The organism is Bacillus mobilis, assembly GCF_001884045.1.
Classification (GTDB): domain Bacteria; phylum Bacillota; class Bacilli; order Bacillales; family Bacillaceae_G; genus Bacillus_A; species Bacillus_A mobilis.
Window position 1 is genome coordinate 125,680 of sequence record NZ_MACF01000025.1, and the last position, 25,040, is coordinate 150,719.

Sequence of the window (25,040 nt, forward strand, 5' to 3'; positions counted from 1 at the left end):
AAGAATAGGAATCCTTCTTTTTTACGAGAAAAGGAGGGGAATAGGTGAAACGTACATATATATTACTGTTTATATGTGTAGTAGTTTGGGGGAGCAACTTTATATTTGGTGCGATTTTAGTAAATACATTTCATCCGGTGTTGTTAACGACACTTCGTTTACTATTTATTAATTTGTTTTTTCTAGCGTACGCTATTATGTGTAAGAAAGACTTATATATAGAAAAGAATGAAATGAAAAGTGTATTATTAATTGGGATCATAGGTGTCGCGATTAATCAATGGTCTTTTTATGAAGGATTACAAACAGCAGATCCAACAACAGCTGCGCTAATATTAGCGCTTACTCCTGTCATGACTTCTATTCTAGCGGTATTTATTTTAAACGAACCGTTAACAGCTAAGTTAGTAATAGGAGGAGGAATTGCTACTTTTGGAGTGTTTTTTGTAATTGGTGTTGGGCAGAGGTTCGTCTTTTCAGAAGGGCTAATATGGATTTTTATAACGATGCTATCTTTTTCTTTATCTATCGTTTTAATTCGGAAATTGGGGAACAGAGATGATATGTTTTTGATTACATTCTTTTCTTCAACTTTTGGTTTTTTAATCATGTTACCCTTTCTTGCTCTTACCTTTTCTCACATAACATTGAAATACTCTATAGAGAGTTGGTCGCTTCTCATTGTGACAGCAATACTTATGCATGGGATTTGCACATTAGTTTGGAATAATCAGTTAAGAAAAGCGCAAGCATCAACAGCAGCCATGTTTTTAAATTTAGAACCATTCGTTACGATGGTGGTAGGGTATATTATATTGCAGAAAAGTGTAACAGCCATTCAAATAATTGGAGCTGTTTTTATCGTTTGTGGAGTTTATATTGCAACATTTGGATACGGGAAGAAATCGAAGGGACAAAAAGTGTTGTTTCGAAAAGCTACGTAATAGTATAGTGTGTATTTCTGTGTTAAATGTATGGAAGGATGAAAGATTTGGACAATCAACATAATCAAAATCATATTATGGGAACTTTGCAATGGTTTATATTTTTATTAGCGAATTCAATCGCATTACCAATTGTCGTTGGCGGATTATTTCATCTTACGACGGAAGAAATATTTTATTTAATGCAGCGTACATTCTTTGTAGTTGGTATTTCTTCTTTTTTACAAGGGTGGCTTGGACATAGACTACCAATTGCGGATGGACCAGCTGGATCTTGGGTTGGAGTATTTACCGTACTTGCTTACGCAACGGCCGGACAAGATCAATTACATAGTACGTTGCAAATTTTAGAATTAGGAATGATAATTTCCGGTGTTATTTTAATAGGATTAGGAGTAACTGGTTTTATAGGACGTATTTTATTTTTATTTACGCCGCTTGTGACAGGGACGTTTTTACTTTTATTATGTTTACAATTAAGTGGTGTATTCCTAAAAGGGATGCTAGGAATTACTGCTACTGTTTCTCAAATCGATGGATTTACAGCGATAATTGCATTTAGCATATTTCTTTTCGTTATTATACTATCTAACTTCGGAAAAGGTTTTGTCAAAAGTTATGCGGTTTTAATAGGATTAATTAGTGGGTGGATTCTTTTTCTAATTGCAGGAAAAGTGACGATTCCATCTCAAGTAACTCATTTTGTGCAACTTCCACAAATGTTTGCTTGGGGACTTCCGAAGTGGAATACAGGTATGGCTGTATCAAGTTTCGTTATGGTGTGTATTTTAGTTTCTAATACAGTCGCAGCTATTATAGCGATTAATCAAGCTACCATTCAAAAAGGGATTATTGAACAGAAACAGTTGAAGGATGGTACGTGGGTTGGAGGGATTTCTCATATCATTTCTTCTGTATTTTCAACTGTAGGTGTCGTGCCATTGCCAGCAACGGCAGGATTTATACGTTTAACGAAACAAAAATATATACAATCGTTTTTACTAGCATGTATGTTACTAGTCGTAATGTCGCTGTTTCCGAGTATTATTCGTTACTTAGCATCGTTGCCATCCGCTGTCGCATCTGCAGTTTTAATGGCTTCGTTCGTACAACTAATTGGAATTGGTTTTCATAATATAAAACAAGTACCAATGAGCGAAAGGAATGTAACGATTTTAGGAGTTGCTGTATTATTTGGAAGCGGTGTTATGTTTTTACCGTCTGGAGCACTTCAATCATTGCCGTCTGTTATGCAATATATATTCGGAAATGGTTTATTCGTAGGTACTGTTGTCAGCATATTACTAGAACAAATATGGCGTACAGAAAAGTGAGTGGATACAAAGAGTGTCTGCACTGTATAAAAGTCTAAAATAACATGTGAAATAAAGCCCATTTTCATTCACCACCTGCACATTTCGTTCATACAATATCTTGACTAAATAAACACCCAACTTACACATACACGGCTCTGGCTTAAGCAAGGAGGGTTATACCAGTTGAAGGAAAAAGCGTATCAATCTAAACCGTTACTCACAAAGAGAGAGAGAGAAGTATTTGAATTACTGGTTCAAGATAAAACAACGAAGGAAATTGCAGGTGAACTTTTTATAAGTGAAAAAACAGTACGCAACCACATCTCAAACGCAATGCAAAAGCTAGGAGTTAAAGGACGTTCACAAGCAGTTGTTGAGCTTCTTCGCATGGGAGAGCTCGAACTATAAAAAGAAAGCCGACTTTTAAATGAAGAGTCGGCTATTTTTCTGCCTGTTTCATGTTCTATATGAATGATAAGAATGGTTCATACATAAATAGGTAGTAAGGAGGGGATATGTTGAAAAGGATATTGTTAGTTTCAACAAGCGCTCATGATATGAATGGACACCCGACTGGTTTGTGGCTGGAAGAGCTCGCAGCGCCTTATCATGTATTTAAAAAGGCTAAGTTCGATGTTGATATTGTGTCGATAAAGGGTGGTAGAGTACCTATTGATAGAGTTTCTATTCCGAACGGGATACCTCGTGAGTTTAAGCATGTTGTTTCTTTATTGCAAAATACGAAGCCGATCTCAAAGGTTCATTTTTCGGATTATGATGCAGTTTTATTTGGTGGTGGGCACGGGGCAATTGTAGATTTTCCAGGTAATCCGTATGTTGCAAATTTAATTGAGAATATGTACAACAATAACAGGATTGTAGCGGCTGTTTGTCACGGAGTAAGTTCTTTAGTCGGTGTGAAAAATAAGGACGGATCGTTTTTTGTTGCTGGTAAGCGTATAACAGGTTATACGAATGATGAGGAAAAAGCTGTACATTTAGAAAAGCGAGTGCCGTTTTTATTAGAAAGTAAATTGAAAGAAGAAGGGGCTTTGTTTTATGTTGCTCCAAAATTCACGCCACATGTCGTAGTAGATGGGCGTTTAATTACAGGGCAAAATCCGCAGTCTAGTATGGAAATAGGGAAAGCTATAAGAAGAGCTGTAAATAAAGTATAGAAAAAGTGCTCGTTACTCATAAAGGTAGCGGGCATTTTTTCTATAGTATAAATGACTCCTTAAACTAAAAAGATGTATTGCGTATAGTGACTTCATTTATAATTAATCATGAATTTGCTATACTATTTTGTATGGACAAAAGGGGAGGCTCTTTTAATGAGAAAAGTTGCGTGTGCAAACACTTATATTAATAAAATAAAGCCCGTTATTAGAAGAACGAGTTTTAGCCAATTGAAAATAGATGAAATTGCGAAATATATGGATATTAGTAAAGCTACTTTATATAAACGTTTTTCTTCAAAAGATGAGATTATTGAAGCTGTGGTAGAAGATTTTATGAACTATCTTCTTGAAGGAGATGCGGATAATCAAGATGAAAGTATGTCTTTTGCAGAACGTTTCCAAAAGACGTTTATCCACTCTTTAAAATGTGTGACATATATTTCTGATGTCTTTTTACAAGATTTGAAAGAGGCATATCCGCACTTATCTGATCAGTTAGTCGCTGCACAACAAAATCGTAATCATAATTTGCAAATGTTTTTTGAAGCTGGTATGGAACAAGGCTACTTTAATAAAATGAACGCACAATTATTTATGGTGCAAGATGACGTGATGTTAAGACGTATTATAGATCATTCTTTTTGTATTCAGTACGATATTACGTTAAAAAAAGCGATACTTGATTTTTATCAACTAAAGAAGTATCAACTGTTTAAACCAGAGTATATAGAAGCAATTGATGATTCTGAAGTTGAAAAAGAAGTTATTGCTATTTTGCAAATGATTTCGTAAAAAAGCAGGTTTTCCTATAGTAATGGAAAACCTGCTTTTTTTATTACCTGTTATTTGTTTGCGTGTTGTAATACTAATTCAGCTACTGGGCCACCTGAAGCTGGGTTTTGACCAGTGATAACACGATTATCTTCTACAGCGTAAGCTTCCCAAGGCTGCGTAGCTTTTTCGTAAAGCCCTCCATTTTTAATGAGTTCATCCTCTGTTAAAAATGGAACGAATTGATCTAATTCAGCTAATTTTTCCTCTTCATTTGAGAATCCTGTTACTTTTTTGCCGCTAATTAAACGTTCTCCATTACTTAATGTGATATGAAATAAACCAGCAGCTCCGTGACAAACAGAGGAAACAATTCCGCCATTTTCATAAATGTTGCGGCTAATCATTTGAAGTTCTTTATTTTCTGGGAAGTCCCAAATTACACCGTGACCGCCTGCGTAATAAATAACAGCGTAGTCTTCTGGATTTACTTCACTCGGCTTCATTGTAGAACCGAGACGATTCATAAATTCTTTCTTTTGATACCATTCCCAATCGATGCTCTCCGCCATTGCTAAGCTATGCGGATCAATCGGTGTATAGCCACCTTGTGGGCTGACATAATCTACTTCGTAACCAGCGTCTTCTACCTTTTTAACGAAATGGACAGCTTCACCAAGCCAAAGACCAGTAGCTCGATTTAAATTTGGATATTTTTCTACGCTCGTTAATACGACTAACATTTTTTTCTTCATCATAATCCTCCTGTAATGTTTCTTCTATATAAAAGTTTTTTATTTGGTTTTATTGAGTTAGAAATTGCAAACTTGCATAAACATGTCAGTCCTCCTTATATCGGATTCGAAATTAGTGTATAACAATTTTCATACAAAGTAAACTAAAAACACTTAATTAGTTTACTTTGTATATTTTTTCGTTGACAAACTGTAATGCTGAAATTATGATAGTTCCATGAATATCGAACAACGTACATGTTTCGTTTCAAATTCAGCTTGTCGCGCGATGAATATATACATTTGATGAAGTTGTTTAGTGGTAATAGAGGAGCTAAACAACTTTATTTTTCATTTTTATTTACAGTTACTACAATCAGGAGAGGTGTTACACATGGGGAAAGATATAAGTAACCATTCAAAATGGTTTGTTTTCACATTATGTTTTATCGTTTTATTAGGACCGATGAATGCAGTTTTATTTAATGTAGCGTTAGAGGATATGGCTCGTGATTTATCCATTAGCCAATCGAAGGTAAGTTGGGTTGTAGTAGGGTATTCCTTAGTTGTCGGTATCGGCTCGATGATATATGGGAAGCTGGCTGATCGTTATAGCGTGAAAAAACTATTAATTATTTCAATTATCATATTTGTAGCGGGTTCTATTATTGGATTTGTGAATCAATCTTATACGATTACCATTCTTGCAAGGTTAGTGCAGGCGAGTGGAGGAGCGGCGTTTATTGCACTTAGTATGATTGCAGTGGCGAAATTAGTTGTTCCTGCTAAGAAGCCTGGTGCGTTAGCGATGATTAGTTCTTCTATTGCATTAGCAATAGGTATTGGTCCTTTAGTTGGCGGGGCTATTACGAACACATTGGGGTGGCCATATTTATTTTTATTTATGGTTATTTCAGTAGTGGGGATTTTCTTGCTTTTAAAATTTATGCCGGAAGAAGCGCAGCATACGGATGGAGAGTTTCATTTTGATTACACCGGAGCGGCGTTATTATTTGCATTCATTACGACTGTTTTATTAGGGGTAAATATTAATAGTTGGCTATTTGTGTTATCGGCTGCTTTCTTATTTTTATTCACGGTTCGTATGAAGAACGCGGAACATCCATTTATTGATATTGAGTTGTTTACAAATAAACCATTTCTTCGTTTAATAGCGGTCGGATTTATAATGAATGTGGCGCTATGTGCTAGTTTATTATTATTACCATTATTGTTAGGAAGAGAGCACGGATTATCTCCATTCGTTATCGGAATCGCACTGTTTGTTGCATCACTCTTTGGTATTGTATCTAGTTTTCTTACTGGAAAGATCGTCCCTTCGTTTGGAAATGTGAATATGATTTATGTAGCGTCTGCCATTATGATCGTTGGCTTTTTAATTTTAGGGCTTATTCCAAACGGGAACATTGCTGTTATTGTATTGGCGATTATTTTAACGTTTATGAGTTATTCAGCTATTCAAGTATCAGTAAACACATTTATACCGAAAACATTACATCCAGCTAAAGTTGGAGTCGGTCTTGGTTTATACAATTTAATTAACTTTTTCGGTATGGCATTTGGACCAGCTGTAGCGAGCAAAATTATGGAATCTACAAATAGTTATCGTTTGAATTTTATTTTAATTGTCATGTTAATTTCTGCTCATTTCTTCTTATTAATAGGAATGTCTTCTTTTCAAAAAAAGATGGAGCAATAAATACGTACTTTATTATAGAAGAAACCGACTTTCGTATAGAAGGTCGGTTATTTTTCTGTCTTGCAAATTATGAAAAAAAGGAGCAAAATAAAAAAGGTCCTAGTCTATACAGGTACAAATGAAAATTTTCATACAGAAGCACTTTAAGTGAGCGAACTTAAAGTGTGTAAAATATAATGATAAAATAAGATGATGAATGAGAAAACGGGTGATGAAGTTGAATAGAGCAATCGGTGTTATCGATTCAGGAGTTGGCGGTTTAACAGTAGCGAAGGAATTAATTCGTCAGTTGCCGAAAGAGCGCATTATATATTTAGGGGATACAGCACGTTGCCCTTATGGTCCACGTTCTCGAGAAGAAGTGCGTCAATTTACGTGGGAAATGACGGAGCATTTACTAGATTTGAATATCAAAATGTTAGTTATTGCGTGTAATACAGCAACTGCGGTTGTATTAGAAGAGATGCAGAAACAATTACCAATTCCAGTGGTAGGAGTTATTCACCCAGGATCACGTACAGCTTTAAAAGTGACAAACACGTATCATGTTGGGATTATTGGAACGATTGGAACGGTGAAAAGTGGTGCATACGAAGAAGCGTTAAAGTCTATTAATAACCGCGTTATGGTAGAAAGTTTAGCATGTCCGCCTTTCGTTGAGCTTGTAGAGAGTGGCAATTTTGAAAGTGAAATGGCATATGAAGTTGTAAGAGAAACGTTGCAACCGCTGAAAAATACTGATATTGATACACTTATTTTAGGTTGTACACATTATCCGATTTTAGGTCCTGTTATTAAAAAAGTAATGGGAGATAAAGTACAACTCATTAGTTCAGGTGATGAAACAGCGCGCGAAGTAAGTACAATTTTATACCATAGTAAAATGTTGAATGAGGGAGAAGAACAAAGTGATCATCTCTTCTTAACAACAGGAAAAATAGACCTATTTAAAGAAATTGCATCAAAATGGTTCGGTCAACCGATTGAAAATGTGAAACATATTTATTTAGAAAAAGAATAATAGTAGAATTCATATAAGTGAACTCCTGAGAAATCAGGAGTTTTTTGTTTAGAAGAAGCACAGCTTGTTCTAAAACATGAAACAGCTCGTATACATAATAGTACAAACTTAGATTTTAGGGGGGAATGGCATGCCTAAATCCACTTTTAAATGGGTTGTTGGTGCTACTGTGAGCGCTGTTTTACTAACAGGGTGTGGCTTTATAAATCAGGAGAAAGCAACGGAACAAATTGATCCGCCAAAACAAGTTACGTATACAGAGGGTGGAAAGAAAGAAGTAGCTAAGAAAGATAAGCAAGGACAAATGGTGAATAGAGAATTATACCTTGTTGATAAAAATGGTTATGTTGTACCGCAAACGTTAGCTGTACCTACTCCGAAAGCAAATGAGGTTATTCAGCAAACGTTAGAGTACCTTGTGAAAGATGGACCGGTAACGAATTTATTACCGAATGGGTTCCGTGCAGTTATTCCAGCAAATACATCGATGACCTTAGATTTGAAAAAAGATGGGACGGCAGTCATTGATTTCTCTAATGAAATGAAAAACTATGCAAAAGAAGAAGAACGTCAAATTGTTGAGTCAATAGCGTGGACGTTGACGCAATTTAAAGAAGTAAAACAAGTGCAGTTCCAAATAAATGGTGAGAAATTGGCGAAGATGCCTGTTGGTGGTACCCCGCTTGGTGAAGGGGTGAGCCGTGCTAACGGTATCAACTTCGATGACGAGCAAGTAGCGGATGTAACAAATACAAAACCAGTTACACTTTATTTTATGGCACAAAATAATAATAAACAGCAATACTACGTACCCGTAACACGCCGCGTTGTAGAAGGAAAAGAAAATGATTACGCAGCAATTATAGATGAGCTTGTAAAAGGACCGATTCATCAGTCACTTTTAAATGATTTTAATCCAGGAGTTAAGCTTATTACGAACCCGAAATTACAAGATGGAAATCTTACATTAAACTTTAACGAAAATATATTTATAAACCCAGATAAAAATATGGTTTCAAATTACGTATTGAAGTCGTTAGTTTTATCTTTAACAGAAAAGAAAGGCGTGAAAAGTGTTTCTATTGAAGTAAATGGTAAAGCAAATCTTATAGATGAAAAGGGCGGAAAGTTAATAAAACCTGTAGATCGTCCAGAAAACGTGAATACAGGTAGTTTTTAATCGTCAATAATTTGATATACTTAAGTAAGAAAGGGGAATTGCTTTTTGAGTTCCCCTTCTTTTATTGTATACATATCATACATTTAAATTTGGCTATACTAACAAGTAGTTATGAGGAGGTTATTTTTATGCGAGTAGATGGTAGAGAGAAAACAGAATTACGCCATATACATATTCATACGAATTATTTAAAAAATCCAGAGGGATCAGTATTAATTGAGGTTGGGGATACAAAGGTAATTTGCTCAGCGACAATTGAAGAGCGTGTCCCTCCGTTTATGCGTGGAGAAGGAAAGGGCTGGGTAACAGCTGAATATGCGATGATTCCACGTGCAACAGAACAACGTACAATTAGGGAGTCAAGTAAAGGGAAAGTAACAGGACGTACAATGGAAATCCAGCGCTTAATTGGACGAGCTTTACGTGCGGTAGTTGACCTAGAAGCACTTGGTGAAAGAACAGTTTGGATTGATTGTGATGTTATTCAAGCGGATGGCGGAACGAGAACTGCTTCTATTACAGGTGCATATGTAGCAATGGTATTAGCGTTTGAGAAGTTATTACAAGCAGAAAAAGTATCTAAAATTCCAGTAAAAGATTATTTAGCAGCAACGTCAGTAGGGATTGTTGAAGAACAAGGTGTTGTTTTAGATTTAAACTACGTAGAAGATTCTAAAGCAGACGTTGATATGAACGTAATTATGACTGGAAAAGGCCAGTTTGTTGAAGTACAAGGAACTGGAGAAGAAGCGACGTTTAGCAGAGCACAGTTAAATGAATTACTTGATGCTGCGGAACAAGGTATTTTCCAACTGATTGACATGCAAAAAGAAGCGTTAGGCGACATCGTATCTCATATAGAGTAGAGGTGGAAAGTATGAAACAAGTTGTTGTAGCGACAAAAAATATGGGGAAAGTACGTGAATTTGCTGAGTTATTTGAGCGATTTGATTTAGAAGTAAAATCATTACACGATTTTCCTCATATTGAAGAAGTCGAAGAAACTGGTGAAACATTTGAAGAAAATGCAATCTTAAAAGCGGATAGTCTGAGCAAACAGCTGAATGCGATTGTAATTGCGGATGATTCAGGTCTTATTGTAGATGCCTTAAATGGAAAGCCAGGTGTGTATTCAGCTCGTTTTGCTGGAGAGCCGAAGGATGATCAAGCGAATATTGATAAAGTGTTACAAGAATTAAATGAGATAGCGCTTGATAAGCGTAAAGCTCGCTTCTACTGCGCATTAGCAGTGGCTTTCCCTGAAGGTGATAAAAAGCCTGTCATTGTAAACGGGACGTGTGAAGGGTATATTTTAGAACAGCGCCGCGGAGACAAAGGCTTTGGATATGATCCGATTTTTTATGTAGAAGAATATAAAAAAGCGATGGCGGAACTAAGCTCAGATGAGAAAAATGCCATTAGTCACCGCGGACGTGCTCTCCGTAAGCTAGAAGAAAAAATCCCTGAATGGTTTTTAGGAGAATAAGGGAGAGAGATTGATGAAAGCTTTAATCGTAAGCGATAGTCATAGCTCTGTGAAGGAATTACAGCAGTTAAAAGAGAAATATGAAGGGAAAGTAGATATCATGATTCATTGCGGTGATTCAGAGCTAACGCCTGCTCATGAAGAGCTGCAAGGTTTCCATGTTGTAAAAGGGAACTGTGATTATGCTAACTTTCAAGATGAAATTGTAACTGATGTAGATGGCATTCGTTTCGTAGTTGTGCACGGACATCGTCATAACGTGAAAATGACATTACAAACATTAGCGTACCACGCAGAAGAGGTAGGGGCGCAAGTTGCATGCTTCGGACACTCTCACGTATTAGGTGCAGAATTAATTGACGGCGTTTTATTTATTAATCCAGGCAGTGTTTTATTACCACGTCAGCGTGTAGAAAAGACATTTGCTTTATTAGAAATGGATGAAAATCAAATGGAAGTTCGTTTTGAAACATTAGACGGACAACTAGTTGAACAAGCAGTTTTTAAAAGAGGATAAGAAAAATTATCCTCTTTTAAAAAAGGTGTTGACTTTATGTATGGTTATACATATAATAAATATTGTCGATAGGGCAACGGCGCTAACGAAGAAAAATAAAATAACATATGCGGGTGTAGTTTAGTGGTAAAACAAGAGCCTTCCAAGCTCTGGTCGAGAGTTCGATTCTCTTCACCCGCTCCATGTCCCAGTAGCTCAGCCGGATAGAGCATACGCCTTCTAAGCGTACGGTCGGGAGTTCGAATCTCTCCTGGGACGCTAAAAAAACCTTGTTATCTTTTGATAACAAGGTTTTTTGTTTGTCTAAAAATTGATGTATGTGCAAGAAGTGTAAAAAATATAACGTAACATATGATAATTATTATATACAACGGATTAAAGTGCATTAAAAAGAGCGCCGTTTATGGACCCTGTTCCTCATATTTAATTTAAAGAATCAATAGGTTTATGATGGAACTCGAATTCATATCCAGATTCCCCTAATTAATCACTTAGAATGTTATAAAACTTTTTACAATTCTAGTACGATTGAGCAGCTGTGATCGAAACTTATTCCCGACAGTGTGTTACAATTAATAGAAGCGGAAAGCGAGAATCTCCAATTGACTGGACGTGTGATGGGTTGGACAGTTTAAGAAGGTTGTATAAAAAAAGGGAGATGACGCAAAGATGGCGAGATCAAATGAGAATGATTTAACGGAGAAATTGGCAGAAGGTCACCGAAAATATGGTGATGGCAACTTTACAGTACAGAACATCGGTGATGAAACTAACCCGGATTGGACTGTCGTAAAAAATGTGAGGAAGGGATCGGCAGGCATTCACGAAGGCGAAGATATATTAAGACTGCGATCAAAATATATAAAATAGTACGGAAATGGGTGCTCAGGAGTTCGAATCTCTCCTGGGGCGCCAAGAAACCCTTGTTATCTTTTGATAACAAGGGTTTTTGTTTAGTTATTAATAAACTTCTCAAACACAAAACCATAATCTTTCACATTATATTGTTTCTTCGTATCAACGAGCCAGTTAAAGGCGATCTCGTTCATTTCTTTAAATTGTTCAGCTAAATTTACTTGTGCGTTTGAAATACGGCTGAAAGCGTTAGATGCCATATCTAGACTTTTGTGTGCATACTGCAATGTAATATCGTTGTCGTATGAGATTTCTTCAATTTTAAGTAAAGCTTTATATAAATCTTTTAATTCTTCAATATGTTTTTTATGAACATCAATTGAATAATGCTCATCGCCCATTTGGAACTTAATTTCAACATCTAAATCAATTGTTCCAGCAGTTTCAAGTGCTACGTTTTTAATTTGATATTTACTATAGCTAAAGCGGCGTAGTGTACGTTTTTTACTTGTCGCACTTGTGCCATCTAGGTGGATTAATCCTTTATTTGTGAAACAATATTCATCTGATTTTGATTTAATTAGAAAATAAATTTTCTCCCCGTCTTCATGCATCACATAATCATCAGCATCAACTTTATCGTAATCTTTCGGTGTGATGACAGATCCTACATCGCTTAGTCCTAATACATCCGCAGCCATTTTTTTAAACATATATAATCCCCCTTTTAAATTCTTAATTGTATAAAAATATATTAACACGATTTTAATACAGTGTTTTCTTATAAATGAAAACATTTGAAGGTAAGTGAAGGAAAGTAACGAATAATTATTTCAATCCTAAGTTATTTAGTAAATCTATTAGTTTAAGGGCGGATTCTCTGAAAAATAACTACGAGAAAAACAAGTGATTACAGAGAAATTCCGTGATGCCATCTGAAGTAATAGGGGGTGTTTTTCTCTCCCTTTTGAAATCTTACAATTCTGTAAGGTAACTGTAAGGAAGTTCGATGGTAACAAATTGCTAATCCTCTATAATAAAGGTAACAACGATAAAACGAGGAGGAAGAAATGATGAAGGGATTAATCGTAACGGGTTTAACAGTTGCTTTTGGATTTGTAGCGTATGAGAAATTAACGTATGTAGTTGATGTTGTAAAACATTTAATCGCTTAGTCAAAAAACTGCCATGAGAGGGAAAGGGAATGAGTGAATGAATGGAATGGTTATTTGGAATTATAGGTACTAGTAGTGTAGTGTTATTGTTCTTTGTCCCGAGTGGTATACTTAGTTCGACAACGAGTTTGTTCTTCTTAAGTTTGTTTGCGTGTACGATGCTTATTATTATGTTTTTAATGAAGCGAAGTAAACCAATCTTCTATTTTAGCATGATTGTTATGGCAATTATTGTTCTCCAAATTATTACCCTTGTTATATACCCCACTATTATAAAAGCTTTCCATTAATGATGAATCCTCTGCCTGAATTGCTGAGGATTTTTGTTTGCACATTTTTAATTTTTAGTAAGGATTTGTTTATATCGAAATATGAAAATTAAATATTTTCATATTTCAAACAAAGGGTTTTGGGATGTTGTGTTCTCATTACTCATTTGATATATTTACTTTAAAGATAATTAAAATCTAGAAAAAGAGGCGGACGTATGGATAAAAAAGAAAATACGGTCGTATTGTTTCCGCAGCTATCAGAGCGATATATTGATGAAGGTTTTTTAGCACTGAAAGAGCGGAAATTCGAAGATGCATTGCGCTGCTTTGAAATATTACGTCAGTATAATGCAGAAACGGAACAAACGGAACTTGCTTCTGTTATTTGTTTGTTAGAATTAAAGCATATGGAAGAAGCGAAAGACAAATGTGAACAGTTACTTGAAACGGGAGCTGTATTATTTGGTGATATTCTTGAAACGTATGTGACGATTTTAGTTCAAACAAATGATTATGAAGGTGTTATTGAAACCGTCGAAAAAGTTTTGCAAACGAAAGATATAATGCCTGAGCAAAAGGAAAAATTAGCACAGCTCGCTTTATTTGCAGAAGGTATGTTAAATGAAGTAGATACGTCACTAGTCGATTCGAATTTTGAATTAGATGAGTTTACTAATGAAATGTTTGGAGAAAACTTTGGACAAAAGCTAAGAGCAATTCAGCAACTTTCGTTAAAAGACTTGGATCTTGCATTACCTATTTTAAAGAAATTTTTAATAGACGAAAAACAACACCCTTATTTGAAAACTTCTATTTTGTATAAAATGATAGAAAATCAAATAGAAGAAGAAATAGAGGTAGAAAAGTTTGGAAATACGATGAAGGTGATTCCAGCATTTACAGGTCATAATGAGGAGCAATCCGATAACATTATACATACATTATCAAGCCGATTAGAGCAAAATTATCCCGATATATTTGAAGCGATGGTTACATATTGGAAAGAATTGCGAATTAGCATTTTCCCATTCGCTCTATTAATGGATAAAGTAGAGATTTGGGCTGCTGTTTTAGAGAGAATTGGAAGAAAGCGTTTCGGATTGACTATTAATGAAGAAGAGCTTATGACAGCGTATAATATTGAATTAGAAGAGTTTCATATTGCCTATCAATGGTTATTACGTGTTGAAAGAGAAGGATATTTGCCCGTATAATTATGAAAAAGAATCGTTCGGTTCTTGAAACGAGCATATTCTATGTTATAATGTAAGGGTTGCAAAAGGCAGAAATCTGCCTGTTTGTAAGAGAAGAGAAGTGTAATTCTCTTACTTAATATGTTTCATATTATTCTCGAACAAAATATACCGTAGTTGTCTTTTAGACAATTAGTAGATTGGAACATTATATCTGAAAGCTTTTGCTAGAGGATTATTTGTACTTTTGTTATTTCAAAAAAGAGATAATGAAGATTTTAATCTATAGAGGTATGTGCATACATTATTATAGTTGGAGGGAAAGAATAAATGGCTACAAAATGGGAAAAATTAGAAGGTAACGTAGGCGTTTTAACAATCGAAGTTGATGCTAAAGAAGTAAACAACTCTATCGACGCTGCATTCAAAAAAGTAGTACAAACAATCAACGTACCAGGTTTCCGTAAAGGAAAAATGCCTCGTCCGTTATTCGAACAACGCTTTGGTATCGAATCTTTATATCAAGATGCTATAGATATCATCTTACCAAAAGCATACGGTGAAGCGATTGATGAAGCTGGTATCTTCCCAGTTGATCATCCTGAAATCAACATCGAGAAGTTCGAAAAAAATGCTAACCTTATCTTCACTGCAAAAGTTACAGTGAAACCTGAAGTTAAATTAGGTGAGTACAAAGGTTTAGCAGTAGAAAAAGTTGAAACAACTGTAACTGACGAAGATGTAGAGAACGAATTAAAATCTTTACAAGAGCGTCAAGCTGAACTAGTTGTTAAAGAAGAAGGAACTGTTGAAAACGGTGATACAGCTGTAATCGACTTCGAAGGTTTCGTTGATGGCGAAGCATTTGAAGGCGGAAAAGGCGAAAACTACTCTCTTGCAATCGGTTCTGGTACATTCATCCCAGGTTTCGAAGAGCAAGTAATTGGTCTTAAATCTGGTGATTCTAAAGAAGTTGAAGTATCATTCCCAGAAGAGTACCACGCTGCTGAATTAGCTGGTAAACCAGCTACATTCAAAGTAACAATTCACGAAATCAAAACAAAAGAACTTCCTGAGTTAAACGACGAGTTCGCTAAAGAAGCTGACGAAGAAGTTGCAACTCTTGATGAATTAAAAACAAAACTTCGTACAAACTTAGAAGAAGGCAAAAAGCACGAAGCTGAGCACAAAGTACGTGACGAAGTAGTAGAATTAGCTGCTGCTAACGCTGAAATCGAAATTCCAGAAGCTATGATCGACACTGAGTTAGATCGTATGGTTCGTGAATTCGAGCAACGTTTAAGCCAACAAGGTATGAACCTTGAGCTTTACTACCAATTCACAGGTACTGACGCTGACAAGTTAAAAGAGCAAATGAAAGAAGACGCTCAAAAACGCGTAAGAATCAACCTTGTTCTTGAAGCTATCATTGAAGCTGAAAACATCGAAGTTACTGAAGAAGAAGTAACTGCAGAAGTTGAAAAAATGGCTGAAATGTACGGTATGCCAGTAGACGCTATCAAGCAAGCTCTTGGAAGTGTAGACGCTTTAGCTGAAGATCTTAAAGTGCGTAAAGCTGTAGATTTCTTAGTAGAAAACGCTGCATAATAAAATAACAAGGCACGATTTTAATCGTGCCTTGTTTTATAAATATAGAAATATATTTATAAAACTTTTCGATGAAGAAGGAAAACTTCCTTTACAAGTCGAATATACATATTTCAAAAGTTTTAAAATTTTTTTATTTGTACATAACTAGTCATATTATTTGTATTTCTCGCCACGTAGTGACATAATATGTATTTACATACGATACATTTATCGTGTACATACGAAGGCAAGAGGTTAGCACTTTGTAAGGGGTGTGAAAATATGTTTAAATTTAATGATGAAAAAGGTCAATTAAAATGTTCTTTCTGTGGTAAAACACAAACGCAAGTTCGAAAGTTAGTTGCAGGTCCAGGTGTTTACATTTGTGACGAGTGTATCGAACTTTGTACTGAAATTGTACAAGAGGAGCTTGCGAAGGACGAAGAAGTAGAATTCAAAGATGTACCGAAACCGGTAGAAATTCGTGAAATCTTAGATGAGTATGTCATCGGACAAGATAACGCGAAAAAAGCACTAGCGGTAGCGGTATATAACCATTACAAACGCATTAATTCTAACAGCAAAATTGATGATGTAGAATTAGCGAAGAGTAATATTTCACTTATTGGGCCAACTGGTAGTGGTAAAACATTATTGGCACAAACATTAGCGCGTATTTTAAATGTTCCATTTGCGATCGCGGACGCAACATCTTTAACAGAAGCTGGATATGTTGGGGAAGATGTAGAAAACATCTTACTAAAATTAATCCAAGCAGCTGATTATGATGTAGAAAAAGCGGAAAAAGGAATCATTTATATTGATGAGATTGATAAAGTGGCACGTAAGTCCGAAAATCCATCAATTACACGTGATGTATCTGGTGAAGGTGTGCAGCAGGCGCTTCTGAAAATTTTAGAAGGTACTGTAGCAAGTGTTCCACCTCAAGGTGGTCGTAAGCATCCGCACCAAGAGTTTATTCAAATTGATACAACGAATATCTTATTCATCTGTGGTGGAGCGTTTGATGGCATCGAGCCAATTATTAAACGTCGTCTTGGTGAAAAAGTAATTGGATTTGGTGCTGAGAAGAAAAATGCTGATGTAAATGAGAAGCATGTTTTATCTCACGTATTACCAGAAGACCTTTTAAGATTTGGTTTAATTCCAGAGTTTATCGGTCGTCTTCCAGTTATTGCGAACCTAGAGCCGCTTGATGAAGATGCTCTTGTTGATATTTTAACGAAACCGAAAAATGCACTTGTTAAGCAATTCCAAAAACTATTGGAGCTTGACGATGTTGAGTTAGAGTTTGAAGAAGGCGCACTAATTGAAATTGCGAAAAAAGCAATTGAACGTAAAACAGGTGCTCGTGGACTTCGTTCTATTATTGAAGGCTTAATGCTGGATGTAATGTTCGAACTTCCATCTCGCAAAGATATTGAGAAGTGTATTCTTACGAAAGAAACAGTAGCTGATAATGCACCACCAAAATTGGTGTTACAAGACGGTACTGTACTTGATACAAAAACATCTGCATAGTGCGAAGGAGAAACAGCAATTTTTATAATTGCTGTTTTTCTTTATGTTTAGCTATGTTCCTCCGCGGAAATACTAAGAGATAAAACATTGCGGGAGGAAATAAATGATGAGCTGGACAAATATATTTTTACTTGTTCAACTTGTTTTTGGTGTAATTGTCGGATTGTACTTTTGGCATTTACTTCGAAATCAGCGAACACAAAAAGTTTCAATTGATCGAGAATCGAAAAAAGAATTAGAACAGCTTCGTAAAATGCGCGAGATTTCTTTAACAGAGCCGCTTGCGGAAAAGGTGCGTCCTACATCCTTTTTAGATATTGTAGGGCAAGAGGACGGGATTAAGTCGTTAAAAGCGGCTCTTTGTGGCCCGAACCCGCAACATGTGATCATATATGGTCCGCCAGGTGTTGGAAAGACAGCGGCAGCACGTCTTGTTTTAGAGGAAGCAAAACGAAATCCAAAATCTCCATTTCGCACGAATGCAACATTTATTGAACTGGATGCGACGACAGCTAGGTTTGATGAACGTGGTATTGCAGACCCTTTAATCGGTTCGGTACATGATCCGATTTATCAAGGTGCTGGTGCAATGGGGCAAGCGGGTATTCCGCAACCGAAAAAAGGTGCGGTAACAGATGCGCATGGTGGTATTTTGTTTATTGATGAGATTGGTGAACTACACCCGATTCAAATGAACAAAATGTTAAAGGTGCTAGAAGACCGGAAAGTGTTTTTGGAAAGTGCATACTATAGTGAAGAGAATACGATGATTCCAACATATATACATGACATTTTTCAAAAAGGTTTACCAGCCGATTTTCGCTTAGTTGGGGCGACGACACGTTCGCCGGAGGAGATTCCTCCTGCTATTCGGTCACGCTGCTTAGAAGTGTTTTTCCGTGAGTTAGATACAGAAGAGATTCAAAAAGTAGCAAAGAATGCAGCTGATAAAGTGGAAATGCAAATAGGTGAGAACGGTATTGAAATGATTGGGATGTATGCAAGAAATGGACGAGAAGCGATTAATCTTGTACAAATTTCTGCTGGAATGGCAATAAATGAAGAACGTTCTTTCATTAAAGATGAAGATATAGAGTGGGTTGTTCACTCTAGCCAACTTACACCAAAATATGAAAAACGTATTTATCCTATTCCAAGAATCGGCCTTGTAAATGGACTTGCTGTATACGGACCAAATACAGGCGCGTTATTAGAAATTGAAGTAACAGCAATCAAGGCGAAAGATAAAGGATCGGTAAATGTTACCGGAATTGTTGAAGAGGAAAGTATTGGTAGTCAAACGAAATCCATTCGCCGTAAAAGTATGGCGAAAGGTTCTGTAGATAATGTATTAACGGTACTTCGTTCTCTAGATGTGTTGCCAGAAGGATACGATATACATATTAATTTTCCAGGTGGTATCCCAATTGATGGGCCTTCTGCAGGTATTGCTATGGCAACGGGTGTATATTCAGCGGTGCATCGTACGTATGTGAATAATGAAGTAGCGATGACTGGTGAAATAAGTATACACGGTGAAGTGAAACCTATTGGTGGTGTGTACGCAAAAATAAAAGCTGCGAAAAAAGCAGGTGCGAAGAAAGTTATTATTCCTGCTGAAAACATGCAACCGTTTTTGTACACAATAAAAGGAATTGAAATCATTCCTGTTCGTAAGTTAAAAGAAGTATTTGAGTTGACATTTATGCAGGAAAATATGCATCGAGACATTGATATACATACTACTGTAGATGAAACAGATGCACAATCCATGTGAGAATGAACGATAATAAAATTTGCCAGACTTCGTTTAAGTTTGTATGCTTAAGCGGAGTCTTTTTTCCTTTTTATAAGGGAGAAAAAACGAGGGATTTACAATTGCGGAAAATCTCTGCAATTGCATCTAGATGTATTGTAATATAAAATAGTTGAACAGGAGTTTAATTTATTATGGAGGTGCTATGTCTAGTATGAATACGAATGAAAGAATCGTACCCCTCCTACCATTAAGAGGCGTTCTCGTATATCCAACGATGGTTCTGCATCTTGATGTAGGACGTGATAAATCGATACAAGCACTAGAGCAGGCGGCAATGGATGAAAATATCATCTTTTTAGCGATGCAAAAAGAAATGAATATCGATGATCCGAAAGAAGATGACATATATAGTGTAGGTACAGTGGCGAAAGTGAAGCAAATGTTAAAATTGCCGAACGGTACGCTTCGTGTCCTTGTAGAAGGTTTACATAGAGCTGAAGTAGTAGAGTTTATCGAAGAAGAAAATATAGTGCAAGTTTCCATTAAAACGGTAACGGAAGAAGTGGAAGATGATCTAGAAGAGAAAGCTCTTATGCGCACATTACTGGAGCATTTCGAACAATATATTAAAGTTTCGAAAAAAGTTTCAAATGAAACATTTGCAACGGTAGCTGATGTAGAAGAGCCAGGAAGATTAGCTGATTTAATTGCTTCTCACTTGCCAATTAAAACGAAGCAGAAACAAGAAATCTTAGAGATTGTATCTGTGAAGGAACGATTACATACACTTATTTCAATTATTCAAGATGAACAAGAGTTACTTAGTTTAGAAAAGAAAATTGGACAAAAAGTGAAACGTTCAATGGAGCGCACGCAAAAAGAATATTTCTTACGTGAGCAAATGAAGGCGATTCAAACTGAACTTGGCGATAAAGAAGGTAAGGGCGGGGAAGTTGAAGAACTTCGTGAGAAGATTGAACAGTCGGGAATGCCGGAAGAAACAATGAAGGCTGCACTGAAAGAATTAGACCGTTATGAAAAATTACCAGCAAGTTCTGCTGAGAGCGGTGTTATTCGTAATTATATGGACTGGTTATTAGCTCTGCCGTGGACAGAAGCAACAGAAGATATGATTGATCTTGCTCATTCTGAAGAGATTTTGAACAAAGATCATTACGGTCTTGAGAAAGTGAAAGAGCGCGTACTTGAATATTTAGCTGTACAGAAGTTAACGAATTCATTAAAAGGACCTATCCTTTGCTTAGTAGGACCTCCTGGAGTCGGGAAAACTTCATTAGCGCGTTCAATTGCAACATCATTAAATCGTAATTTTGTCCGTGTATCCCTTGGTGGTGTACGTGATGAATCTGAAATCCGTGGTCACCGTCGTACGTATGTTGGAGCGATGCCAGGACGCATTATTCAAGGTATGAAAAAGGCGAAAACAGTTAATCCAGTCTTTTTATTAGATGAGATTGATAAAATGTCTAACGATTTCCGTGGAGATCCATCAGCAGCATTACTTGAAGTGTTAGACCCAGAACAAAATCATAACTTCAGTGATCATTACATTGAAGAACCATATGATTTATCGAAAGTTATGTTTGTAGCAACTGCGAATACACTTTCAAGTATTCCAGGTCCATTGCTTGACCGTATGGAAATTATTTCGATTGCCGGTTATACTGAACTTGAAAAAGTTCACATTGCCCGTGAACATTTATTGCCGAAACAATTAAAAGAGCATGGCTTACGAAAAGGTAATTTACAAGTACGTGATGAAGCGCTTCTTGAAATTATTCGTTATTATACACGTGAGGCTGGTGTTCGTACACTAGAGCGCCAAATTGCAAAAGTTTGTCGTAAAGCAGCAAAAATTATCGTTACAGCAGAACGCAAGCGTATTGTAGTAACAGAGAAAAACATTGTTGATTTACTTGGTAAGCACATATTCCGTTATGGGCAAGCTGAAAAAACAGACCAAGTTGGTATGGCGACAGGGTTAGCGTATACAGCAGCAGGCGGCGATACACTAGCGATTGAAGTGTCTGTAGCACCAGGTAAAGGGAAATTAATTTTAACAGGGAAACTTGGGGATGTTATGAAAGAATCCGCACAAGCAGCGTTTAGCTATATTCGTTCTCGTGCAGAAGAGCTTCAGATCGATCCGAATTTCCATGAGAAAAATGATATTCATATTCATGTTCCAGAAGGAGCAGTTCCAAAAGATGGACCGTCGGCAGGTATTACGATGGCAACGGCACTTATTTCTGCACTAACAGGTATTCCTGTAAGTAAAGAAGTGGGGATGACAGGTGAAATTACACTTCGTGGTCGTGTATTACCAATTGGTGGTTTAAAAGAAAAAACATTAAGTGCTCACCGCGCAGGCTTAACAAAAATTATTTTGCCAGCAGAAAACGAGAAAGATTTAGATGATATTCCAGAAAGCGTAAAAGAAAACCTTACGTTTGTGCTTGCATCTCATTTAGATGAAGTATTGGAGCACGCATTAGTAGGAGTGAAACAATGAAAGTAACAAAAGCAGATATTGTAATTAGTGCTGTTAAACCAGAACAATATCCAGACAGTGATTTACCAGAAATTGCATTAGCAGGTCGTTCAAATGTCGGGAAGTCTTCCTTTATTAATAAAATTTTAAATCGTAAAAAGTTAGTACGTATTTCTTCTAAACCAGGGAAAACGCAAACGCTGAACTTTTTCTTAATCAATGAGATGATGCATTTTGTTGACGTTCCAGGTTATGGATATGCGAAAGTATCTAAATCAGAGCGCGCAGCATGGGGCAAGATGATTGAAACATACTTTACAACGCGTGAGCAATTAGACGCAGCTGTATTAGTAGTTGATTTACGTCACCAACCAACAAACGATGACGTGATGATGTATGATTTCTTAAAGCATTATGAAATCCCAACAATTATTATTGCGACGAAAGCCGATAAAATTCCGAAAGGGAAATGGCAAAAGCATTTAAAAGTTGTAAAAGAAACGCTTGCTGTTGAAATTGGCGATGAAATTGTTCTATTCTCTTCTGAAACAGGACTTGGAAAAGAAGAAGCGTGGAAGGCAATTCATAAAATGACAAAAACAAAAAACGCGTGACGAATGTCGCGCGTTTTTTTTATTTACTACATTTTTTTATTTTACGTTTAATGTAACCTCAATATTTCCTCTTGTTGCTTTCGAATAAGGACATACACCGTGAGCAGCTTCTACAAGTTCTTGTGCTTCAGCGTGAGAAACGCCAGCAACGTGTACATCAAGTACAGCAGATAGGCCAAAACCACCGTCTGTATCTTTTCCGATAGAAACGTGAGCAGTTACTTCTGTGCTTTCTACTTTCACGCGTTTTGTGCGAATGACAAGTTGTAATGCACTATCAAAACAAGCGGCATAACCAGCAGCAAATAGTTGTTCTGGATTCGTTGCCTCTCCGCCTGCACCACCTAGTGCTTTCGGCATTTTTACATCAAGATTTAATATGCCATCATCTGAAACTACTTTTCCGTTTCTTCCACCTGTAGCAGTTACTGAAGCAGTATATAATTTATCCATGTTTATTCCCCTTTTCTATCATTTATTGTTTTCATTGTTTCCATTAGTTTATTTAATTGAATTAATAAAGAACGATACTCTTGTTCTGTAATTCCTAAATTTGTTGCCATTGTTGTCGGCAACGAACAAGCCTTTTCTTTTAAATCTTTACCTTGTTCTGTTAATTCAATACAAACTTTGCGCTCATCTTCTTTAGAACGAACGCGTATTACAAGATTTAATGATTCCATTCGTTTTAACATAGGTGTTAACGTACCGGAATCTAAAAATAGACGTTCTCCAATTTCTTTTACTGTTAGTCCATCTTGCTCCCATAGTACGAGTAAAGTAATGTACTGTGGATACGTAATACCCATCTCTTCTAAATATGGTCGATAAAAGCGGGTCACTTCTTTAGAACAGGCGTAAATGGAGAAACAAAGTTGATTATCTAGATGTAAAGAATTCTCTGTCATACATAGCTCCTCTCTGATTGAATTGTGCACAATTTAATTTTGTAAAATCAATATAACGGAAAAGAAATACAATGTCAAATACATTGTATTGAGAAAGTTTGTGCTACAATTTGGAACAATCATACATATTTTCCTTCATGATGAAAGAAGATAGGAAAGATGATGTTATAATTCATATGGAATAGTTTCCATCACTTGATTATGAGTGCTTTTTTTGGTAACGTACAAATAGAGTTATTAATTTATAATCATTATAAAGTAGGAAGTCTTTATTAATTTTACTGAATCTCCTTTATTACATACGGAGAATAAATAAAAAATAATCGGTTGTTCACACGATTGTCAGATTCATAAGAGGAAAGTTGTATTATGATAGTAGATAAAGTGATAAAACGGGTGAAGGGGGACATGCTGCGTGCATATTCTTGTTGTTAGTGTAAATTATCGAACAGCCCCTGTAGAATTTCGTGAGAAACTCACATTTCAGGCAGCAGAGCTAGAGCAAGCAATGACTACATTACAAAATCAAAAGAGCGTGTTAGAGAATGTCATTGTATCCACTTGTAATCGCACTGAGATTTACGCTGTTGTCGATCAATTACACACGGGACGGTATTATATTAAGAAGTTTTTAGCTGATTGGTTTCAGCTTGAAATAGAGGAAGTTGCACCATATTTAACTATTTTTGAACAAGATGGTGCAATAGATCATTTATTCCGCGTAACGTGCGGTTTAGATTCTATGGTAGTTGGAGAAACGCAGATTTTAGGTCAAATAAAAGATAGCTTTTTAGAAGCGCAACAAGTAAAAGCGACAGGCACAATTTTTAATGAGTTGTTTAAGCAAGTGGTGACGTTAGCGAAACGTGCGCACTCAGAAACGACAATTGGTGAAAGTGCGATGTCTGTTAGTTATGCTGCTGTTGAGCTTGGGAAGAAAATATTCGGCGAGCTAACAGATTGTCACGTACTTATTCTTGGTGCTGGTAAGATGGGTGAACTGGCACTACAAAACTTATATGGAAGCGGTGCTCAAAAAGTAACAGTTATGAATAGGACGTTTACGAAAGCGGAAGTAATGGCTGAGAAATATATGGGACATGCAAAGCCTTTAAGTGAATTGCAATGTGCATTATTAGAAGCAGATATTTTAATTAGTTCAACTGGTGCATCTGAGTATGTCATTACGAAAGAGATGATGACAAAGGTAGAGAAAATGCGCTCTGGTCGTCCGTTATTTATGGTGGATATTGCAGTGCCGCGTGATATTGATCCAGCAATTGATGAACTAGAAGGTTCTTTCTTATATGACATTGATGATTTGCAAGGAGTAGTGGAAGCAAATCGTGCTGAGCGTTTGAAAGAAGCAGAGAAAATTCAATTTATGATTGAAGAGGAAATTGTTTTATTTAAAACGTGGTTAAGTACACTGGGTGTTGTTCCGTTAATAGCAGCTCTTCGTGATAAGGCACTTGCTATCCAAAGTGAAACGATGGAAAGTTTGGAACGCAAAATACCGAATCTTAGTGATCGTGAGAGAAAAGTAATTAGTAAGCATACGAAAAGTATTATTAATCAATTATTAAAAGACCCAATTTTAGTAGCGAAAGAAATAGCTGCTGAAGAGGGAGCAGACGAAAAATTAGCGTTATTTGCAAAGATTTTCGATTTAGACATGGAAGACGTAGAGAGTAGTGCGGAAGAAGTAGAACATAAAAGAGCGTGGACACCATCCGTTCCATCTTTATAA

The 25,040-nt window shown here is 36.3% G+C and carries 24 protein-coding genes, 2 tRNA genes and 1 pseudogene; 23 read left to right on the plus strand and 4 right to left on the minus strand.

Going from position 1 to position 25,040, the window contains the following annotated elements; genetic code table 11:
• Positions 1-44: 44 nt before the first annotated feature.
• From BAQ44_RS02560 to BAQ44_RS02580, 5 genes are all read left to right on the plus strand, one after another.
• The gene (locus BAQ44_RS02560) at positions 45-944 is read left to right on the plus strand and encodes a DMT family transporter (RefSeq protein WP_071720584.1); all 900 of its coding nucleotides are present in this window, start codon (positions 45-47) and stop codon (positions 942-944) included.
• A gap of 38 nt (positions 945-982) precedes the next feature.
• Positions 983-2,278: a purine/pyrimidine permease gene (locus BAQ44_RS02565; protein ID WP_071720586.1), complete on the plus strand. Its 1,296-nt coding sequence runs from the start codon at positions 983-985 to the stop codon at positions 2,276-2,278.
• A 165-nt stretch (positions 2,279-2,443) separates the two neighbouring features.
• Complete coding sequence (gerE, locus tag BAQ44_RS02570) at positions 2,444-2,668, plus strand: spore germination transcription factor GerE (protein ID WP_000659484.1); 225 nt, start codon at positions 2,444-2,446, stop codon at positions 2,666-2,668.
• Positions 2,669-2,775: 107 nt separating this feature from the next.
• The gene (locus BAQ44_RS02575; protein WP_071720588.1) at positions 2,776-3,438 is read left to right on the plus strand and encodes a type 1 glutamine amidotransferase domain-containing protein; all 663 of its coding nucleotides are present in this window, start codon (positions 2,776-2,778) and stop codon (positions 3,436-3,438) included.
• A 156-nt stretch (positions 3,439-3,594) separates the two neighbouring features.
• Entirely contained in the window at positions 3,595-4,233 is a 639-nt protein-coding gene (locus BAQ44_RS02580; protein ID WP_063261294.1) for a TetR/AcrR family transcriptional regulator, read from the plus strand.
• 50 nt (positions 4,234-4,283) lie between these two features.
• Here BAQ44_RS02580 and BAQ44_RS02585 read toward each other — a convergent pair whose 3' ends face one another.
• Positions 4,284-4,967 (minus strand): type 1 glutamine amidotransferase domain-containing protein, encoded by a 684-nt coding sequence (locus tag BAQ44_RS02585; protein ID WP_071720590.1) that lies wholly within the window; start codon positions 4,965-4,967, stop codon positions 4,284-4,286.
• A gap of 373 nt (positions 4,968-5,340) precedes the next feature.
• Between BAQ44_RS02585 and BAQ44_RS02590 the strand changes: the two genes are divergently transcribed.
• From BAQ44_RS02590 to BAQ44_RS02630, 9 genes are all read left to right on the plus strand, one after another.
• Positions 5,341-6,666: an MFS transporter gene (locus BAQ44_RS02590; protein ID WP_071720593.1), complete on the plus strand. Its 1,326-nt coding sequence runs from the start codon at positions 5,341-5,343 to the stop codon at positions 6,664-6,666.
• A 211-nt stretch (positions 6,667-6,877) separates the two neighbouring features.
• Positions 6,878-7,687 (plus strand): glutamate racemase, encoded by an 810-nt coding sequence (gene racE / locus BAQ44_RS02595; RefSeq protein ID WP_071720595.1) that lies wholly within the window; start codon positions 6,878-6,880, stop codon positions 7,685-7,687.
• A gap of 130 nt (positions 7,688-7,817) precedes the next feature.
• Complete coding sequence (gerM, locus tag BAQ44_RS02600) at positions 7,818-8,867, plus strand: spore germination protein GerM (RefSeq protein WP_001126753.1); 1,050 nt, start codon at positions 7,818-7,820, stop codon at positions 8,865-8,867.
• 128 nt (positions 8,868-8,995) lie between these two features.
• Positions 8,996-9,733, plus strand: coding sequence for a ribonuclease PH (gene rph / locus BAQ44_RS02605; protein ID WP_001261774.1), 738 nt, complete (start codon positions 8,996-8,998; stop codon positions 9,731-9,733).
• Between the two features lie 11 nt (positions 9,734-9,744).
• Positions 9,745-10,353: an XTP/dITP diphosphatase gene (locus BAQ44_RS02610; RefSeq protein ID WP_071720597.1), complete on the plus strand. Its 609-nt coding sequence runs from the start codon at positions 9,745-9,747 to the stop codon at positions 10,351-10,353.
• 13 nt (positions 10,354-10,366) lie between these two features.
• Positions 10,367-10,870: a metallophosphoesterase gene (locus BAQ44_RS02615; RefSeq protein ID WP_061677117.1), complete on the plus strand. Its 504-nt coding sequence runs from the start codon at positions 10,367-10,369 to the stop codon at positions 10,868-10,870.
• Between the two features lie 109 nt (positions 10,871-10,979).
• Positions 10,980-11,053 (plus strand) — tRNA-Gly (locus BAQ44_RS02620).
• A gap of 1 nt (position 11,054) precedes the next feature.
• A tRNA-Arg gene (locus tag BAQ44_RS02625) sits at positions 11,055-11,128 on the plus strand.
• Positions 11,129-11,539: 411 nt separating this feature from the next.
• Positions 11,540-11,740 (plus strand): cytoplasmic protein, encoded by a 201-nt coding sequence (locus tag BAQ44_RS02630; RefSeq protein ID WP_071720599.1) that lies wholly within the window; start codon positions 11,540-11,542, stop codon positions 11,738-11,740.
• An 83-nt stretch (positions 11,741-11,823) separates the two neighbouring features.
• Here BAQ44_RS02630 and BAQ44_RS02635 read toward each other — a convergent pair whose 3' ends face one another.
• Positions 11,824-12,438, minus strand: a complete 615-nt coding sequence (locus tag BAQ44_RS02635) for a PH domain-containing protein (RefSeq protein WP_000473869.1) — start codon at positions 12,436-12,438, stop codon at positions 11,824-11,826.
• Positions 12,439-12,554: 116 nt separating this feature from the next.
• On the opposite strand from BAQ44_RS02635, the pseudogene BAQ44_RS31715 reads away from it, so the two are divergent.
• The 8 genes and pseudogenes from BAQ44_RS31715 to ysxC all read left to right on the plus strand — a co-directional run.
• Positions 12,555-12,654, plus strand: a pseudogene (locus BAQ44_RS31715) (group I intron-associated PD-(D/E)XK endonuclease); the annotation flags it as partial.
• Positions 12,655-12,941: 287 nt separating this feature from the next.
• A complete protein-coding gene (locus tag BAQ44_RS02640) occupies positions 12,942-13,190 on the plus strand; it encodes a hypothetical protein (RefSeq protein ID WP_071720601.1) in 249 nt (82 codons plus the stop codon).
• Positions 13,191-13,387: 197 nt separating this feature from the next.
• Positions 13,388-14,386: a hypothetical protein gene (locus tag BAQ44_RS02645; RefSeq protein WP_061677122.1), complete on the plus strand. Its 999-nt coding sequence runs from the start codon at positions 13,388-13,390 to the stop codon at positions 14,384-14,386.
• A 309-nt stretch (positions 14,387-14,695) separates the two neighbouring features.
• Positions 14,696-15,973, plus strand: a complete 1,278-nt coding sequence (tig, locus tag BAQ44_RS02650) for a trigger factor (protein WP_063261288.1) — start codon at positions 14,696-14,698, stop codon at positions 15,971-15,973.
• A 264-nt stretch (positions 15,974-16,237) separates the two neighbouring features.
• Positions 16,238-17,497, plus strand: coding sequence for an ATP-dependent protease ATP-binding subunit ClpX (gene clpX / locus BAQ44_RS02655; RefSeq protein WP_063261287.1), 1,260 nt, complete (start codon positions 16,238-16,240; stop codon positions 17,495-17,497).
• Between the two features lie 106 nt (positions 17,498-17,603).
• Positions 17,604-19,274, plus strand: a complete 1,671-nt coding sequence (lonB, locus tag BAQ44_RS02660; protein ID WP_071720686.1) for an ATP-dependent protease LonB — start codon at positions 17,604-17,606, stop codon at positions 19,272-19,274.
• A gap of 184 nt (positions 19,275-19,458) precedes the next feature.
• Positions 19,459-21,789, plus strand: a complete 2,331-nt coding sequence (gene lon / locus BAQ44_RS02665; RefSeq protein WP_061677126.1) for an endopeptidase La — start codon at positions 19,459-19,461, stop codon at positions 21,787-21,789.
• Entirely contained in the window at positions 21,786-22,382 is a 597-nt protein-coding gene (ysxC, locus tag BAQ44_RS02670; protein ID WP_000869114.1) for a ribosome biogenesis GTP-binding protein YsxC, read from the plus strand. Before lon ends, ysxC begins: the two co-directional genes overlap by 4 nt.
• Positions 22,383-22,418: 36 nt before the next feature.
• Here ysxC and BAQ44_RS02675 read toward each other — a convergent pair whose 3' ends face one another.
• The gene (locus tag BAQ44_RS02675) at positions 22,419-22,835 is read right to left on the minus strand and encodes an organic hydroperoxide resistance protein (protein WP_061677128.1); all 417 of its coding nucleotides are present in this window, start codon (positions 22,833-22,835) and stop codon (positions 22,419-22,421) included.
• A 2-nt stretch (positions 22,836-22,837) separates the two neighbouring features.
• Positions 22,838-23,290 (minus strand): MarR family winged helix-turn-helix transcriptional regulator, encoded by a 453-nt coding sequence (locus BAQ44_RS02680; protein ID WP_071720603.1) that lies wholly within the window; start codon positions 23,288-23,290, stop codon positions 22,838-22,840.
• Positions 23,291-23,705: 415 nt separating this feature from the next.
• Here BAQ44_RS02680 and hemA point away from each other — a divergent pair, with 415 nt between their 5' ends.
• Entirely contained in the window at positions 23,706-25,040 is a 1,335-nt protein-coding gene (gene hemA, locus BAQ44_RS02685; RefSeq protein ID WP_071720605.1) for a glutamyl-tRNA reductase, read from the plus strand.

Excerpts from the sequence above, each read along its gene's own strand:
- BAQ44_RS02680 (WP_071720603.1), bottom strand. The coding sequence starts at position 23,290 with ATGACAGAGAATTCTTTACATCTAGATAATCAACTTTGTTTCTCCATT.
- tig (WP_063261288.1), top strand. The coding sequence starts at position 14,696 with ATGGCTACAAAATGGGAAAAATTAGAAGGTAACGTAGGCGTTTTAACA.
- rph (WP_001261774.1), top strand. The coding sequence starts at position 8,996 with ATGCGAGTAGATGGTAGAGAGAAAACAGAATTACGCCATATACATATT.
- BAQ44_RS02630 (WP_071720599.1), top strand. The coding sequence starts at position 11,540 with ATGGCGAGATCAAATGAGAATGATTTAACGGAGAAATTGGCAGAAGGT.
- gerM (WP_001126753.1), top strand. The coding sequence starts at position 7,818 with ATGCCTAAATCCACTTTTAAATGGGTTGTTGGTGCTACTGTGAGCGCT.
- BAQ44_RS02635 (WP_000473869.1), bottom strand. The coding sequence starts at position 12,438 with ATGTTTAAAAAAATGGCTGCGGATGTATTAGGACTAAGCGATGTAGGA.
- BAQ44_RS02645 (WP_061677122.1), top strand. The coding sequence starts at position 13,388 with ATGGATAAAAAAGAAAATACGGTCGTATTGTTTCCGCAGCTATCAGAG.
- BAQ44_RS02610 (WP_071720597.1), top strand. The coding sequence starts at position 9,745 with ATGAAACAAGTTGTTGTAGCGACAAAAAATATGGGGAAAGTACGTGAA.
- BAQ44_RS02675 (WP_061677128.1), bottom strand. The coding sequence starts at position 22,835 with ATGGATAAATTATATACTGCTTCAGTAACTGCTACAGGTGGAAGAAAC.
- BAQ44_RS02615 (WP_061677117.1), top strand. The coding sequence starts at position 10,367 with ATGAAAGCTTTAATCGTAAGCGATAGTCATAGCTCTGTGAAGGAATTA.
- BAQ44_RS02565 (WP_071720586.1), top strand. The coding sequence starts at position 983 with ATGAAAGATTTGGACAATCAACATAATCAAAATCATATTATGGGAACT.
- clpX (WP_063261287.1), top strand. The coding sequence starts at position 16,238 with ATGTTTAAATTTAATGATGAAAAAGGTCAATTAAAATGTTCTTTCTGT.
- racE (WP_071720595.1), top strand. The coding sequence starts at position 6,878 with ATGAAGTTGAATAGAGCAATCGGTGTTATCGATTCAGGAGTTGGCGGT.
- lon (WP_061677126.1), top strand. The coding sequence starts at position 19,459 with ATGTCTAGTATGAATACGAATGAAAGAATCGTACCCCTCCTACCATTA.
- BAQ44_RS02580 (WP_063261294.1), top strand. The coding sequence starts at position 3,595 with ATGAGAAAAGTTGCGTGTGCAAACACTTATATTAATAAAATAAAGCCC.
- lonB (WP_071720686.1), top strand. The coding sequence starts at position 17,604 with ATGAGCTGGACAAATATATTTTTACTTGTTCAACTTGTTTTTGGTGTA.
- BAQ44_RS02585 (WP_071720590.1), bottom strand. The coding sequence starts at position 4,967 with ATGAAGAAAAAAATGTTAGTCGTATTAACGAGCGTAGAAAAATATCCA.
- BAQ44_RS02575 (WP_071720588.1), top strand. The coding sequence starts at position 2,776 with ATGTTGAAAAGGATATTGTTAGTTTCAACAAGCGCTCATGATATGAAT.
- BAQ44_RS02590 (WP_071720593.1), top strand. The coding sequence starts at position 5,341 with ATGGGGAAAGATATAAGTAACCATTCAAAATGGTTTGTTTTCACATTA.
- BAQ44_RS02640 (WP_071720601.1), top strand. The coding sequence starts at position 12,942 with ATGGAATGGTTATTTGGAATTATAGGTACTAGTAGTGTAGTGTTATTG.
- ysxC (WP_000869114.1), top strand. The coding sequence starts at position 21,786 with ATGAAAGTAACAAAAGCAGATATTGTAATTAGTGCTGTTAAACCAGAA.